12 protein-coding genes are annotated in these 15,237 nt (G+C 75.2%); 3 read left to right on the forward strand and 9 right to left on the reverse strand.

Features of this window, described 5'->3' with window-relative positions:
• Positions 1-8: 8 nt before the first annotated feature.
• A complete protein-coding gene (gene xylA, locus ACGFNF_RS13520; RefSeq protein ID WP_357578805.1) occupies positions 9-1,196 on the reverse strand; it encodes a xylose isomerase in 1,188 nt (395 codons plus the stop codon).
• A 75-nt stretch (positions 1,197-1,271) separates the two neighbouring features.
• On the opposite strand from xylA, the gene ACGFNF_RS13525 reads away from it, so the two are divergent.
• The gene (locus ACGFNF_RS13525; RefSeq protein ID WP_357578804.1) at positions 1,272-2,510 is read left to right on the forward strand and encodes an ROK family protein; all 1,239 of its coding nucleotides are present in this window, start codon (positions 1,272-1,274) and stop codon (positions 2,508-2,510) included.
• A gap of 127 nt (positions 2,511-2,637) precedes the next feature.
• Positions 2,638-4,308 (forward strand): PP2C family protein-serine/threonine phosphatase, encoded by a 1,671-nt coding sequence (locus ACGFNF_RS13530; protein ID WP_393167908.1) that lies wholly within the window; start codon positions 2,638-2,640, stop codon positions 4,306-4,308.
• Between the two features lie 74 nt (positions 4,309-4,382).
• Here ACGFNF_RS13530 and ACGFNF_RS13535 read toward each other — a convergent pair whose 3' ends face one another.
• Complete coding sequence (locus tag ACGFNF_RS13535) at positions 4,383-4,916, reverse strand: MarR family transcriptional regulator (RefSeq protein WP_132239497.1); 534 nt, start codon at positions 4,914-4,916, stop codon at positions 4,383-4,385.
• Between the two features lie 96 nt (positions 4,917-5,012).
• Between ACGFNF_RS13535 and ACGFNF_RS13540 the strand changes: the two genes are divergently transcribed.
• A complete protein-coding gene (locus ACGFNF_RS13540; RefSeq protein WP_393167911.1) occupies positions 5,013-6,143 on the forward strand; it encodes a PP2C family protein-serine/threonine phosphatase in 1,131 nt (376 codons plus the stop codon).
• Positions 6,144-6,155: 12 nt separating this feature from the next.
• Here ACGFNF_RS13540 and ACGFNF_RS13545 read toward each other — a convergent pair whose 3' ends face one another.
• The 7 genes from ACGFNF_RS13545 to ACGFNF_RS13575 form a co-directional block, all read right to left on the reverse strand.
• Positions 6,156-7,637, reverse strand: coding sequence for a sugar transferase (locus ACGFNF_RS13545; RefSeq protein ID WP_357578801.1), 1,482 nt, complete (start codon positions 7,635-7,637; stop codon positions 6,156-6,158).
• Between the two features lie 213 nt (positions 7,638-7,850).
• Positions 7,851-9,611, reverse strand: coding sequence for a substrate-binding domain-containing protein (locus ACGFNF_RS13550; RefSeq protein ID WP_393167913.1), 1,761 nt, complete (start codon positions 9,609-9,611; stop codon positions 7,851-7,853).
• 143 nt (positions 9,612-9,754) lie between these two features.
• Positions 9,755-10,792 carry a lactonase family protein gene (locus ACGFNF_RS13555; RefSeq protein ID WP_393167915.1) on the reverse strand — a complete coding sequence of 346 codons (1,038 nt, stop codon included), beginning with the start codon at positions 10,790-10,792 and terminating at the stop codon, positions 9,755-9,757.
• Positions 10,793-10,907: 115 nt separating this feature from the next.
• Positions 10,908-11,510 (reverse strand): ATP/GTP-binding protein, encoded by a 603-nt coding sequence (locus ACGFNF_RS13560; RefSeq protein ID WP_357578798.1) that lies wholly within the window; start codon positions 11,508-11,510, stop codon positions 10,908-10,910.
• Positions 11,491-11,880: a DUF742 domain-containing protein gene (locus ACGFNF_RS13565; RefSeq protein ID WP_357578797.1), complete on the reverse strand. Its 390-nt coding sequence runs from the start codon at positions 11,878-11,880 to the stop codon at positions 11,491-11,493. Before ACGFNF_RS13565 ends, ACGFNF_RS13560 begins: the two co-directional genes overlap by 20 nt.
• Positions 11,870-12,289: a roadblock/LC7 domain-containing protein gene (locus ACGFNF_RS13570; RefSeq protein WP_311412012.1), complete on the reverse strand. Its 420-nt coding sequence runs from the start codon at positions 12,287-12,289 to the stop codon at positions 11,870-11,872. Before ACGFNF_RS13570 ends, ACGFNF_RS13565 begins: the two co-directional genes overlap by 11 nt.
• A complete protein-coding gene (locus ACGFNF_RS13575; protein ID WP_393167918.1) occupies positions 12,289-15,033 on the reverse strand; it encodes a nitrate- and nitrite sensing domain-containing protein in 2,745 nt (914 codons plus the stop codon). The genes ACGFNF_RS13570 and ACGFNF_RS13575 overlap by 1 nt, the downstream gene beginning before the upstream one ends.
• Between the last annotated feature and the right edge of the window lie 204 nt (positions 15,034-15,237).

Consider the following 15,237-nt stretch of genomic DNA (forward strand, 5'->3'; position numbering starts at 1 on the left):
CGGCGGCCTCAGCGGGCGCCGAGCAGGTGCTCGACGGCGAGCTGGTTGAGCCGGACGAAGCCGAAGCCCTTCGCGGCGGCCCCGTCGACGTCGAACTCCTCGAACGCGGAACGGTCGGCGAGCAGGTCGGCGTAGCCCTCGCCCGGCGCCAGCGTCGGCGTGCCAAGGTCGGCGACCCGGCTCGCGGCCAGCGCCTCGGCGACCTCCGGGTCCGCCCGGAACGCCGCCGCCCGCTCCTTGAGCAGCAGGTAGGTGCGCATGTTCGCCTCCGCCGACGCCCAGACGCCTGTCATGTCCTCGGTGCGCGAGGGCTTGTAGTCGAAGTGCCGGGGGCCGTCGTAGGCGGGCCCGCCGCCGGGGCCGCCGTGCTCCAGCAGGTCGACAAGGGCGAACGCGTTCAGCAGGTCGCCGTGGCCGAAGACGAGGTCCTGGTCGTACTTGACGCCGCGCTGGCCGTTGAGGTCGATGTGGAACAGCTTGCCCTGCCAGAGCGCCTGGGCGATGCCGTGGGCGAAGTTCAGGCCGGCCATCTGCTCGTGCCCCACCTCCGGGTTGAGCCCGACCAGCTCGGGGCGGGCCAGGGTGGAGATGAAGGCCAGGGCGTGCCCGACGGTGGGCAGGAGGATGTCGCCGCGCGGCTCGTTCGGCTTGGGCTCGATGGCGAAGCGCAGGTCGTAGCCGGAGTCGACCACGTACTGGCAGAGCAGGTCGACGGCCTCCCGGTAGCGGTCCAGGGCGGCCCGGACGTCCTTGGCGAGGTCGTACTCGGCGCCCTCCCGGCCGCCCCACATCACGAAGGTGCGGGCGCCCAGCTCCGCGGCGAGGTCGACGTTGCGCAGCACCTTGCGCAACGCGTAGCGCCGGACGTCGCGGTCGTTGCTGGTGAAGCCGCCGTCCTTGAAGACCGGGTGGGTGAAGAGGTTGGTGGTCACCATCGGGACCACCAGGCCGGTCTCGTCGAGCGCCTTGCGGAAGCGGGCCACGTGCTGGTCGCGGGTGGCGGCGTCCGCGCCGAAGGGCACCAGGTCGTCGTCGTGGAACGTGATCCCGTACGCCCCGAGTTCGGCGAGCCGGTGCACCGCCTCGACCGGGTCCAGCTCGGGGCGGGTGGCGTCGCCGAACGGATCGCGGGCCTGCCAGCCCACCGTCCAGAGGCCGAAGGAGAACTTGTCGGCGGGGGTGGGACGGGGTGCCATGGCAGACCTCCGAGGTGTCGTCCGCTATTTGTTCAGTGGTTGAATTATTTGGCGGGCCTGTGGCACTGTCAAGGGGTGAGCCGACCCGACGCCCCGCCCGGGGCCGTACGCCAGGGCAGCCTGCGCGAGTGGAACCTCGCCGTGGTGCTCGGCCGGATCGCCGGTGCCGACCGCCCGCCGTCCCGGGCCGAGCTGGCTGCCGGCACCGGCCTCACCCGGGCCACCGTCTCGGCCGTGGTGGAGGACCTGCTCGCCGGCCGGTTGGTCGCCGAGTCGGAGCCGACGCCCCGGACCGGCGCGGGACGGCCCTCGCGGGGCCTGGTGCTCGCCACGGACGGCCCGGCCGGGCTCGGCCTGGAGGTCAACGTCGACTACCTGGCCGCCTGCGTGGTCGACCTCGCCGGCCGGGTCCGCCACCACACCGTGCACCGCGCCGACCTGCGGCCCCTCTCCCCCGCCGAGGCGCTCGCCCGGCTGGCCGACCTGGCCGCCCGGGCCCGCGCCGACGCCGCCCGAGAGGGGCTCACCCTGGCCGGCGCGGCCCTCGCGGTGCCCGGCCTGGTCGACGACGCCGGCCTGGTCCGCCTCGCCCCGAACCTCGGCTGGCGCGACGTGCCCGTCCCCGCGCTGCTCGCCGAGGGGCCGCCGCTGACCGCGCACGTCGACGGCGTACCGCCGCTGGTGGTCGACAACGAGGCCAACCTCGCCGCGCTGGGCGAGCTGCACGCCGGGCCGGCGGGCCGGGCCAGCTTCCTGCACATCTCCGGCGAGGTCGGCATCGGCGCCGGGATCGTGCTCGACGGATCCCTGTTCCGGGGCGCGCGCGGCTGGAGCGGGGAGATCGGTCACCTCCCGATCCGGCCCGACGGCCCGCCCTGCCGGTGCGGCGGGCGGGGCTGCCTGGAGACGTACACCGGTCAGGAGGCGATCCTCGCCGCGGCCGGCCTCGCCGGCGCGGACCTGCGGGCGGACACCGCGACGACCCGGCTGGCCGAGCTGGCCGGGGCCGGCGACCCGGGCGCGCTGCGGGCCCTGGCCGAGGCCGGGACCGCCCTGGGGGTCGCCGTCGCCGGCGTGGTGAACCTGCTGGACCTGGACACCGTGGTGCTCGGCGGCGGGTACGCCCCGCTGGCGCCGTGGCTGCGCCCGCCGGTGCTCGCCGAGATCTCCCGGCGGGTGCTCACCGCGGCCTGGTCGCCGGTCACCGTCCGCCCGGCGTCCCTCGGCGCCGCCGCCGCGGCCGTCGGCGGGGCCGGTTCGGTGGTACGCCGGATCCTGGCGCGCCCGGCCGGCTGGCTGGCCCGGGCGGCCTGAGCCGGATTCCCCCGACGGCGGCGTCGCCGCGCCTCGGTACGCTTGTCCCAAGGCAACGACCCCCATCCGAGGAGAGCACGACCAGCATGCGCACAGGTCGACAGACCGGGGCGCCCGGCGAGCGGCGGTGACCACCGTTCCCGGGGGCGGTGGCACGCGCCCGGCCGACGGCGGGCAGCCCGCCCGCCTACGCTCCGGCCTCTCCCCCGGCCCCGCGCGCCCGGTCGACTCCCGGCTGACCCGGGAGGTGCTCGACGGGCTCACCGAGGCGGTCGTGACGACCGACCGGGCGGGGCTGGTGACGCTGGTCAACGCGACGGCGACCGCCCTGCTTCCCGAGCTCGTACCCGGCACGGACCTGCGCACCTGTCCCATACCGGCGATGGCCCGGTCGGCGGGGGCCGGGGCGGACAGCTTCGACGCCGAACACGGCGGTCGCCGGCTGCGGGGCGTACGGCGCGACCTGGCCGACGGGCGGCACGCCTGGTACGTGCGGGACGTCACCGAGGAACACGCGCGCATCGAGGCGCTGAGCGTCGAGCGGTCCCGGACCACGTTCCTCGCCCAGGTCGGCAGCCGCCTCGGGCTGTCCCTCCAGCGCGAGCAGACGCTGCGGACCGCCACGACCCTGCCCGTCCCCTACCTGGCCGACCTGGCCATGGTGGTCCACCTGCCGCCCCCGCCCGCGGAGGGCCAGCCGCACTGGATCCGGTACGACGGGGTCGATCCCGCCCCGGCGACCGGGCTGGCGACCTGGTCGCTGACCGACTCGCTGCCCGGCCTGGCCGAGGCGCTGGCCGGGCACGCGGCCAACCCGTCCCCGTGGCCGGACCAGGAGACGGCCGTCCTGTCCACCGTGCTTCCGCCCGGCTTCGGCCGGCCCGGCACCGTGCTGGCCAGCCCCATGCGGGGCGCCGGCCGCACCACCGGCGCCCTGGTGCTGGTCCGTCGTGCCGGGCGGGCCGGCTTCGCCCGGCGCGACATCGAGCTGGCCCGGGAGTTCGCCGCCCGCGCGGGCGCGGCCCTCGGCGCCGCCGAACTCTACGGCGAACAGGTCCACCTGGCCCGGGTGTTGCAGAACAGCCTGCTCCCGCCCGACCTGCCGGCCGTGCCGGGCGCCACCCTCGCCGGCGGGTACCGGGCGGCCGGGGACCGGCTGCGCATCGGCGGCGACTTCTACGACGTCTTCCCCATCCCCCGGGGCGCGATCTTCGCCCTCGGGGACGTGGCCGGCAAGGGCGTCGGCGCGGCCGTCCTCACCGGGCGGGTCCGCCAGTCCCTGCGGACCCTGCGCCTGGTCGAGCAGCGGCCGCTGGAGTTGATGCGGCTGCTCAACCAGGCGCTCTTCGACTCCCCGGACTCGGCCCGCCGCAGCCAGTTCACCACCCTGCTGCTCGGCACCCTCCACGCCGCGCCCGGCGGCGGGTGCACCGTCCGGATCGCCGGCGGCGGCCACCCGTCCCCGCTGCTGGTCCGAGCCGACGGTGGGGTCGCCCCGGTCGCGGTCGGCGGGATGCCGGTAGGCGCGCTGGCCGCCGCCCGGTTCGCCGAGGCGGAGCTGTGCCTCGGCCCCGGCGAGCTGCTGCTCGCGTACACCGACGGGGTCGTGGAGGCGCGCGGCGGTCCCGGCGGCCAGGAGATGTTCGGCGAGGAACGGCTGCGCGCGGCGCTGGCCTCGGCCGCCGGGCTGGCCCCGGCCGCGCTGGTCGACCGGCTCCTCGATGCCGTCGACGAGTGGCTCGACGGGCAGAGCCAGGACGACATCGCGATGCTGGCCGTCGCGGCGGCAGCGCCCTGACCGAGCCGTCGCGGGGCCGCGCCCGATCCTTCGGCAGACCCCGTCGACGGAAACCCGGGCCCACTCCGGCCGGGTCAGGCCGTCCTGGCCACCCGCGGCTCGTTCCCCGGCCGCTCCTGCGCCGGTAGGCCGACCGGACGCTCCCGCGGCACCGCCGACCATGGGCCGGCCGCCTCGACGGACTGCACGGAGGCGTTCCGGTGCCGCGCCGCCTCGTCGAACTCCCGCATGCCCCGCAGCAGAGCCTGCCGTCCCTCGGCGGTCATGTCGGCGAGGATCGCCGCGAGCTGCTGGCGCCGGTCGTCCCGCAGCTCGGCGAGGAGCCGGCGGGACTCCGGGGTGAGATGCAGCGAGATCTCCCGCCGGTCGAACCGGCCGGGCTCCCGTTCCAGCATGCCCGCCGCCACCAGGCGGTCGCAGAGCCGGCTGGCGGAGGAGAGCAGCATGTCGAGCCCGGTGGCCAGGCGGCGGAGGTTGATCCCCTCGTGCTGCTCGACCAGCATGATCGCGCGTAACTGCGCGCCGGAGACCCGGCTGGTCGTCCGCTCCCGCGCGGCCTCCCAGACCGTCAGCAGGGCATCGGCCACCGCGTCGAGCTCGACCGCCATACTCGTCTCGGGTCCGCAAGGACCGTGCAGTTCCGCCATGGTGGGGCCGAGACTACTCCGAATCCCCAAGTCTGGGCTCGTGACGAAGGAGCGATGATGAGCGAACCGGTCAACCGGGCACGGCACGTCCTCAACGAGGCGCCCGCCGATCTCCTGCTGGACCGGATCGCCGACGTCCTGACCGCGGGCTACGGGACGACCCGGGTGGAGCTGCTCCAGGTCGACTACCGGCTGGCGGCCCTGCTGCCGCTGGTCGGCGACGAGCCCGTCACCGCACCGGGGCACCCCGCCTGGCGCTGCTTCGACCACCAGGCCCCGATCGTCGCCGACGACACCGGCTACCTCCCCGTGTCCATGCGCGGGGAACGCCGTGGCGTGCTGGTGGTGGCCCCCGTGCCGACGGGGCCGGGCGCGCTCGACGAGCTGACGGAGATCGCGACCGCGCTCGCCCACGAGATCGCCGCCGTCACCGAGGGCACGGACGTCTACCGGATGGCGAGCCGCAGCAGGCGGCTCACCCTCGCCGCCGAGATGCAGTGGGAGCTGCTCCCCGGCCGCAGCCGGACCCGCCCGTCGTTCAGCCTCGCCGGGCAGTTGGAACCGGCGTACGCGGTGCGCGGCGACAGCTTCGACTGGTCCGACGACGGCACCAGCGTCTGGTTGTCGACCATCAACGGCACGGGCGAGGGGGTGTCCGCCGCGATTCTCACCTCGCTCGCGACTCACGCGCTGCGCAACGCCCGCCGGTCCGGGCTCACCCTCGCCGACCAGGCGGCCCTCGCCGACCAGGCGGTCTACGACCTGCACCGGGGGGAGCAGCACCTCGCGGTGCTGCTGATGGAGCTGGACCTGCGTTCGGGGCGGCTCACCGTCGTCGATGCCGGGTCGCCCCGCCTGATGCTGCTGCGCGACGGGGACGTGAGTGAGCTGCCGCTTGAGGCGCAGTTCCCGCTCGGCATGTTCGAGGCCACCGACTACCACGAGCAGCACTTCGAGCTGTGCCGCGACGATCGGCTCTTCGTGGTCAGCGACGGCGTCATCGAGGCCACCGGGCAGAGCGTCCGGTACGGCGAGACCGCGCTCGACCGGTTCCTGCGCCGGACCGGACCGATGGAGCCGCTGGACGCCGTCCGCTCGCTGATCGGCGACCTGCGCGCGTTCGTCGCCGGCGACCTGATCGACGACGCGGTGGTGGTCTGCCTCGACTGGACGGGCCCGCAGGACTGAGCGTCCGGCCGCTCAGTACGCCCCGCGGCTGTTGACCACCGCGCCGAAGGTCTTCCAGAGGATCGTCAGATCGGCCGCGAGCGACCAGTTCTCCACGTAGTAGAGGTCGAGCCGGATGCCGTCCTCCCAGCTCAGGTCGGAGCGGCCGCTCACCTGCCAGAGGCCGGTCATGCCCGGCTTGACCAGCAGCCGGCGGGCCACGTCGCCGTCGTAGCGGGCCACCTCCGACGGCAGCGGCGGGCGGGGGCCGACCAGGCTCATGTGCCCGAGCAGGACGTTGACCAGCTGCGGCAGCTCGTCCAGCGACCACTTGCGCAGCAGCCGCCCGATGCGGGTCACCCGCGGGTCGTCGCGCATCTTGAACATCAGGCCGTCGGTCTCGTTGCGGGCGGCCAGCGCGGCCAGCAGGGCGTCGGCGTTGACCACCATGGTGCGGAACTTGTAGACGCCGAACTCCCGCCCGCCCTGCCCGACCCGGGTCTGCCGGAACAGCACCGGCCCCCGGCTGTCGACCTTGATCGCCAACGCGATGACGGCCAGCAGCGGCAGCAGCAGCGTCAGCGCCACCGACGAGACGGCCCGGTCGACGAAGCCCTTGACCAGCTTGCGGGCCCCGCGGAACTCGGGCGCCTCGACGTGGATCAGCGGCAGGCCGGCGACCGGCCGGGTGTGGATGCGCGGGCCGGCGACGTCGGTGAGCGCCGGGGCCACCACCAGGTCGATGCCGGTGCCCTCCAGCTGCCAGCCCAGCCGGCGCAGGCGGGTGGCGGTCAGCTCGCCGGAGGCGGTCACCGCGACGGTGTCCGCACCGATGGCGGTGGCCGCCTCGGGGATGCCCCGGAACGAGCCGACCACCGGCACGTCGCCCAGCCGCTGTGCGACCGGGGCGAGCAGCGCGTCCGGGATGCAGGCCCCGACCACCTGGTAGCCCGCGTACGGCTCGCGCCGCAGGGTGTGCACCAGCTCCAGCACGTGCGCGGTGTCACCGACCACCAGCACCTTGCGCGACCAGCCGGCGCCCTCGGAGCGCGCCCGGTGCAGGCGCTTGCGGGCGGCGAACCGGGCCAGCTCCAGGCCGAGCATGCCGACGGCGAACGAGATGCCGAGGAATCCCCGGGAGACGCCCACGTCGGCGATGTAGCCGGCGATCGCGATGCCACCGGCGAGGCGCAGGCTGGCGGTGCCGACCCGCCGGTACTCGTCGGCGCCGTAGCCGAGGACACGGTCGTCGTAGCAGCGCAGCACCCGCAGCGAGACCAGCCAGGCGAGGACCAGCCCGGGGGCGACCAGGACGTACGGGATCTTCGATCCGCCGGGGGCGTCGTCGCCGAACCGGGCGACGTAACCGACGAGCACGGCGACGGTCAGGACGGTGGTGTCCAGCACCACCAGGGAGCGGACGTAGGCACGCTCGCGGGTGCGGGCCGGCCCTGGCCGTGGTGCGTCCGGTCTCGACGACGTGCTGGCGGGGGTCAACAGCGTCGCTGAGGTCACCGGCCCTCCCCACTTCGGTCGCCGACGGCCCGTACGCCGGGCCCGGGTCGCGGGCCGGCCGTTGGGGCACCAGGACATCGTGCCCCGACAACCCCGCTCGCCGATTGCTTCGGACGCATTACCGTCACTACTTTCCCCGAGGAACCCCTTGCGGGGAAAGGGCCCACGGCACCGGATCCCGTGCGGCGGGTGCGCCCCGCGCTGCGTTGCGGCTCAGGCCGGGGCCTTGCGCAGCGCGATCGCCTTGAGGAAGATGTCGCCGATCTTGGTCGGGTCCTCGGTGACGAAGGCGCCTCCGCCGGTGACGTCGGTGATCGACTTCAGCTCGGCCTTGCTCACGTCGCTGCCGATACCGATGATCACGACCTGCACCGGCCGCTCCGGATCCTTGAGCTTGTTGAGCTCGGCCAGGAGCTTCTGCTGCGTGATGCCGTCGGAGTCCTCGTTCTTGCCGTCGGTGAACAGCACGATCGAGTTGACCCGGCCGGGCTCCCAGTTGTCCTGCACCTCCTGGTACGCCGCCAGCACGGTGTCGTAGAGGCCGGTGTCGCCGTTCGACGAGCGGATCGAGCCCAGGGACTGCTCCAGCTTGCCGCGCTGGCGGGACAGCGGCCCGATGGTGAGCAGCTCCCGATGGTCGCGGGCGCCCACCAGCTCCGTGGAGAACGTCCAGAGACCGATCGACCAGGAGTCGTCGAAGAGGTTCAGCCCGCGCCGGGCCGCCTCGACGGTGACCTGCTGCCGGGTCGCGTTGCCGGCGTTGGCCACCTTCTCCTTCATCGACCCGGAGACGTCGATGACGGCGAGCATCCGGCCGGACTGGGTGGCGATCGACCAACTGGAGACGGCCCGCTCCATGGCCTGCGGGTCGAGCCCGCCCGGAGCCGATCCGCCGCCGTTGGCCGGCGGGGCGGGTGCGCCGCCGGCCGGGCTGGGCGCGCCCTGCGGCGCGTCGAAGCCCGCGCCCCAGTTGCCGTCCGGCGCGCGCAGCGACCGGCTCGCCAACTGGTCACGGAAGTCGTCGGTGACGAGCACCTCGTAGAGCACCCTCGCCGCGGCCGCCTTGGCCGGCTCGATGCCGGGCAGCACCGCGTACGGGTAGTCCAGCGGCGCGGGCGCCGGCTCCAGGTAGAGCGCGGCCAGCGGCACCGGCGGCTTCTTGCTGTTGTACTGGATCACGTCCTCTTCCGAGAGCGCCGCCGCACCCAGGCTGCTCGCGATCGTCGTGGGATCCGAGGCGGTGGGGAACCGGGCGAGCAGGTCCGGCCGCAGCGCCGAGCGGTCGGTGGCGAGCGCCCGCAGCGCGGCCACCTTCTCCTTCTCCGCGTCGGGGCCGCCGGAGGCGCTGGCGGCGGCCGTCAGCGAGAGCAGGCCGGACAGGCCGGCGGCGTCGCGGGTCGGCTCGACGATCCCGGTGCGCAACGGCTTGTCGCTCTGCACCTGCTGCAGGAGCTGGGTCCAGCTGAACTTCTTCTGCGGCCAGCCGAGCCGGGTGGCGATCGGCACCGGCATCGCCACGACCACCGGGCTGCGGGCGATGGACGCCCCGTTGCCCGGCTCGAAGGCGGTGGCGCCACCGGTCTTGAGCCGCAGGAGCCACGTGGAGGAGTCGGGCACCCAGACGTCCGGGCTGACCGAGGTGCCGCTGGCCTGCCCCACGCCGGCCAGGGTGACGCCGTGCTTGGCGGCGACCGTCGCGGCCACGTCGACCGGATCGGCCGCCGTGACGTTCACCGCGATGCAGGTGCCACCCACCGCGGCACCGTCCTTCACCCAGCGCGCGGCGGCGGCGTCGACCGCCGGGGCGAGCTCGGCCGCGACCGCGACGGACAGCTCGGTCCGGCCCGAGCAGTTCGGTTGCGCCAGCTGCTGGTAGCCGAACCAGCCGCCGGCCGTGACGGCTAGGACGCCCACGGCAGCGGCGGCGGTGGCTGCGTGGAAATTCGTACGCATGCGATGGCGGCCTGCTGACACGGTGACCATCTTGCGGACCTGTCGGGACGACTGCCACGGGCCGTTCGGACGAAAGTTACGCAGAAGAAATAGTTGATCACCGAATTGCTACGGTGGGTGATCATGCCGCCTCATCGCGTCGATGTCGCGGACATGTTGGCTGGTCAGGGCAGTACGCAGGTGGGGGACGTCACAGCCACCGGCTCCCCGATTGGAGCCGGGACGCCGGTGCCCGCGTCCACCCGGAAGACCCGGATCATGTCGGCCCGCTCGTCGGCGACGTAGAGGTGCTCCCCGGCCAGGGCGAAGTGCCGCGGCCACTCCCCGCCCGTGTCCACCTCGGCGACCAGCTCCGGCAGCTCGCCGGCGACGGCGAAGACCGCGACGGTGCCCACTCCCCGGTTGGCGACGTAGAGGAAGCGTCCGTCCGGGCCGACCGCGATCTCCGACGGCTGGACGGGCCCGGTGCGGTCGCTGGCCTCGACGCGGCCCCGCTGGTGCAGCGCGCCGTCGCCGGTCAGCTCGTAGGCGGTGACCGAACCGTCCAGCTCCCCCGCCACCCAGCAGCGCCGCCCGTCCGGATGCCGGGCCAGGTGCCGGGGACCGACGCCGGCGGCCGTGCGCACCCGGGGTGCCCGGGGTACCAGTCGGCCGGAGGCCGCGTCCAGGTCGTAGCGGTAGATCGAGTCGGTGCCCAGGTCGACCGCGAGCAGCGGGCCCCGGCCCGGGTCGGGGTTCACCATGTGGGCGTGCGCGCGTTCCTGGCGCTCCCGGTCCGGCCCGTGCCCCTCGTGCCGCACCAGGTCGCTGCGCTCGCCGGGCACCCCGTCGGGGTCGAGCGGGAACACCGTCACGCTGCCGCCGCCGTAGTTGGCCACCACGAGGTGGCCGCCGTCCGGGACGACCGCCAGGTGGCAGGGCTCCGCGCCCCCGGTGGGCCGGGTGCCGAGCGGGGTCAGCTCGCCGCCGGTGCCGACGCGGAAGGCGCTGACCTGCCCGTCGGGCAGCTCGTTCACCGCGTAGAGCACGGGCAGCCGCGGGTGCCGGGCCAGGAACGAGGGCGAGGGGGTGACCGCGACGGTGCCGAGCGGGGTCAGCTCACCGGAGACGGGGTCCCGCCGCGCCGCGACGATGCCGGCGGCCCGGCCCCCGCTGTGCGCCGTGTAGCCGCCGATGTGGACGATCTCGCCCTGACCTGTCACCGCATCCGCCTTCCGCCGATTCCTCCGTCGATCCCACAAGCGTTCCCACTGAGCCGCCCGCTTAGCCCCGAAACCCCCACCGAATCGTGGCGGCCGCCGGACGAGGCCCGCCGGCTCAGGCCGCCGGCACGGGCTCGCCGCGCTGCCGGGCCACGTGCTCGACCAGCGCGATCAGCACCTCCTTGCCGGACTGCCGGTCCCGCGCGTCGCAGAGCACCAGCGGCACGTCGGGGTCGAGGTCCAGCGCCTGGCGTACGGACTCCAGGCTGAACCGGCGGGCGCCGTCGAAGCAGTTCACCCCCACCACGAACGGGACGCCCCGCTGCTCGAAGTAGTCGATCGACGGGAAGCAGTCGGCCAGCCGGCGGGTGTCGGCGAGCACCACGGCCCCGAGCGCGCCGAACGCCAGCTCGTCCCAGAGGAACCAGAACCGGTCCTGGCCCGGGGTGCCGAAGAGGTAGACCTGGAGGTCGTCGTTGATCGTGATCCGGCCGAAGTCCATCGCCACCGTGGTGGTCGACTTCGTCTCGACGCCGGAGAGGTCGTCGGTGCCGATGCCGGCACCGGTCAGCACCTCCTCGGTCTGCAACGGCCGGACCTCGCTGAGCGCGCTCACCAGCGTCGTCTTGCCGGCGCCGAACCCTCCGGCGATCAGGATCTTCAACGCGAGCGGGATCCGGGAGTCGGATCCGGTTCGGTCATAGCGCACGGAGTCCACTGACCACCGCCTTGAGGATGTCGTCGTCGGGCAGGTATGCGGCGGCCGTCGGCTGGTGCACCGCGACCAGCCCGCGCGACAGCAGGTCGCCGAGGAGCACGCGGACCACGCCCACCGCGAGGTCGAGGTCGACCGCGAGCTCCGCGACGGGGACCGGTCGGGCGGCCAGCTCCACCAGGCGCCGGTGCTCGGGGTGCAGCTCCGGGTGGACGGTCGGGTCGGCGGCCGCCTCGGCCAGCACGTACGCGACCAGGTCGAAGCCGACCGCGCCCGAGCGGACCCGACCGCCGGTGAGGGTGTAGGGCCGCACGACCGGGCCGGCGTCGTCGTCCAGCCACTCGTGCTGCGGCCCGGGCGACTCAGCCCGCATCGGCGGTCCCCGCCGTCGTCCGGGCCGGGGCGCTGAGGTACTCCCCGACCCGGGTGACGAGCATCGCCATCTCGTACGCCACGAGGCCGATGTCCGCATCCGCGTCGGCGACCACGGCCAGGCAGGCGCCCTGCCCGGCCGCGGTGACGAAGAGGTACGCGGACTCCATCTCCACCACGGTCTGCCGGACCGCCCCGCCGGCCACCTGCCGGCTCGCGCCCCGGGCCAGGCTGGAGAAGCCGGACGCCAGCGCGGACAGGTGCTCGGCGTCGGCACGGTCCATTCCGGCGGAGGAGCCCATCAGCAGCCCGTCCGCCGAGAGCACCACCGCCTGTCGGGCGGGCGGCACCCGTTCCACCAGCTCGTCGAGCAACCAGTCGAGATCGGCGCTCTGCCTTGTCGGATGCATCAGGCGTCCCTCTCAGTCGCGGTCCTGGGTTCGGTGTCCACCGGCTGCTCGGCCGGCGTCGGGTTCGGGTCCGCACGCGGCGGGTCGGCCGGCGTCGGGCTCGGGTCCGCACGAGGCGGGTCCGGCCGGTCGGCGGCGGCGGCGGGCGCGGCCTGTCGCGGGGTCGTCCCGGTGGCCGCCGCGCGGCCACGGGCGGTGCCGGCCTGCAGTGCGGACATGATCCGTCGTGCCTCCTCCGGGCTGCGCGGGGCGGGACTGGCGATCACCGGTTGCCGCAGCGTCGGGCCGTCCAGCGCGGACCGCCGCCCCGAGGCGTCCCCGGCCAACGAGTGCTCCCCGGTCGTGTCCGGGTGTCGGGGCCGGACCGCCGGCGGCCGCCGGCGCACCCGACGGGGCAGCCCGTCGATCTCCCCGACGGCCTCGACCGGGGCGGGACCGCCGGCGGCCGCCCCACCCGGGGCCGAACCGGAGGCCGCGCCGTCCGGGACCGGACCACCGGAGGCCGCGCCGCCCGGAGCCGGACCACCGGAGGCCGCGCCGTCCGGAGCGGAACCACCGGAGGCCACTCCGTCCGGGGCCGGGTCACCGGCAGCCGCGCCACTCGGGGCCGGACCATCGGGGGCCGCGCCGTCCCGCCGGCCCGCGGACGGTACGCCGGCCGGGGCCGGCCGCGCGGGGCCCGTGCCGGCGTGCGCGGGGCGGGAGGAGGCCGGAGCCCCGGCGGAGCGGGGCGTGGCGGGCCCGGTGGAGCGGGCCGGGCGGGGCAGCGTGCCCAGCCGGCCCGCCCGGGCGAGCCGCCGCTCCTCCGACGTCGAGGCGGGTCGGGGCGCCACCGGCGGGCCGCCCGTCGGGGGCAGGGCGGGCTCGTCGGTGACCAGGTCGGCGGGGATGAGCACCACGGCGGTCAGCCCGCCGCCGTCGGACGGGCGCAGCCGCACCCGGACCCCGTGCCGGGCGGCGAGGCGGGCCACCACGAAGTGTCCGAGGCGGGCGGTCTCGGACGGCTCGAAGTCGGGCGAGCGGGCCAGCCGCCGGTTCGTGTCCTCCAGCGCGGCGGCGGGCATGCCCAGGCCCCGGTCGGTGACCTCCACCGCGTAGCCGTTCGCCACGTGCTGGCCGGAGACCTCCACCCGGGTCTTCGGCGGCGAGAACGCGGTGGCGTTCTCGATCAGCTCGGCGAGCAGGTGGATCACGTCGCCGACGGCCCGCCCCAGCACGCCGGCGGGTGCCACGGTGGTGATGTCGACCCGGTCGTACGACTCGACCTCGGAGATCGCGCCCCGGACCAGGTCGACCGTCGCGACCGGGTTGCGCCAGCCCCGCCCGGGGGCCGCGCCGGCCAGGATGACCAGGTCCTCGGCGTGCCGCCGCAGCCGGGTGGCGAGGTGGTCGACGCGGAACAGCTCCGCCAGCTCGTCCGGGTCCTCGGTGTGCCGCTCCATCCGGTCGAGCAGCGCGAGCTGTCGGTGCACCAGCCCCTGGCTGCGCCGGGCGATGTTGAGGAACACCTCGTTGAGCCCCCGGCGCAGGGTCACCTCGTCGACGGCCGACTGCACGGCGGTGCGCTGCACGGCGGTGAACGCCCGCGCCACCTGGCCGATCTCGTCGCCGCCGTACTCCAGCGGGGGCGCCTCCCGGGCGACGTCGACCTGCTCGCCCCGGCGCAGCCGGGCCACCACGTCGGGCAGCCGGTGCTCGGCTGTCTCCAGCGCGGCCGTGCGTACGCCGGAGAGCCGGTGCGCGAGGTTGCGGCCGACCCGCAGCGACACGAGGACCGAGACCACGACGGCGGCCAGGCCCAGCAGCCCGGCGGCGCCGAGGCGGACCAGGATGCGCACGGCCGACGGCACCGACCGCTCGGCGAGCCCGTCGGCCTGCGCCAGCTCGAACTCCCGCAGCGCCTGCTGCACCGCCTGGTAGTTCTCCTGCCAGGCCCTCGGGTCCACCCTCGGCCGGGTGGCGGAGCCAGCGCCCACCAGCTCGTCCTGCATCGCCCGCAACCGGGCGAAGGCCGCCCCCTCGGTCAGCCGCTGGAACGCGGCGCGCTCGGCGTCCGGCAGGTCGGCGATCGCCGTCTCGGCGAGGAACCGCTGGTTGGCGACGGTCTGCACCAGCTGGAGGTGCTCGCCGTCGGCGAACCGGCCGGCGGTGAACGCCCCGGCGAGCAGGGCGTCGGTCTGCCCGAGCAGCTCCCGGGACCGGCCGAGCCCGGTGACGGCCAGGGCCTGCCGGTTGAGGTCCCGGTCGGGCAGGTTGGCCATCGCGGAGAACGCCTGGAAGGCCGAGTTGATCATTCCGCTGTAGAGCCCGACCGCGCCGGCCCGGTCCACGGCCCGCCGGTCGATGAAGCCCCGCCCGGCGGGCAGCGCGTCCAGCGCGGTGACCAGCTGGTCGAGCCGGGCGTCGAGGATGGCGTCGGCGGCGTCGCGCAACTCCTCCCCGCCGACCCGCCGGCGCAGCTCCGCGATCGCCCGGTCGGTCCGCTGCCGCTGCTCGGCGAGCCCCGGCGCGTCGCTGTCGCCCGCCAACTGCACCACCGAGAGCCGGCGTTCCCGTTGCAGCTCGGCCACCACCGTCTCGCCGGGACGGCCGAGGTCGTAGAGGAGCGTCCGGGCGGCGAGCAGGTCGAGGGCGGGCCCGAAGGTGAGTGTGGTGGCGAAGATCCAGAGTGCCAGCAGCGCGGTCACCGGCACGACGACCAATGCGGTCAGCTTCGAGCGGATCGGCCAGTCGCGGGTGTTCAATCAGACCTCGCCCGGAAGGTGTGGCTGCGGGGGCGCCGGCGCCGGCCGGGCAGCGTCGCGGTCGGACTGTTCCGGCCCGCGGTGCCGGGCAGGTCCGGCTGACGCCTTGGGCAGGATACGTAATCCTCGCCCGATGCACTACCGTCCGTCGCGCCGGGCCTACCGGACGAACGTCCATGATCGACGAACGCCCCGCCGGGGGCC

It is taken from the genome of Micromonospora sp. NPDC048868 (assembly GCF_043198195.1).
Taxonomy (GTDB): Bacteria; Actinomycetota; Actinomycetes; order Mycobacteriales; family Micromonosporaceae; genus Micromonospora; species Micromonospora reichwaldensis.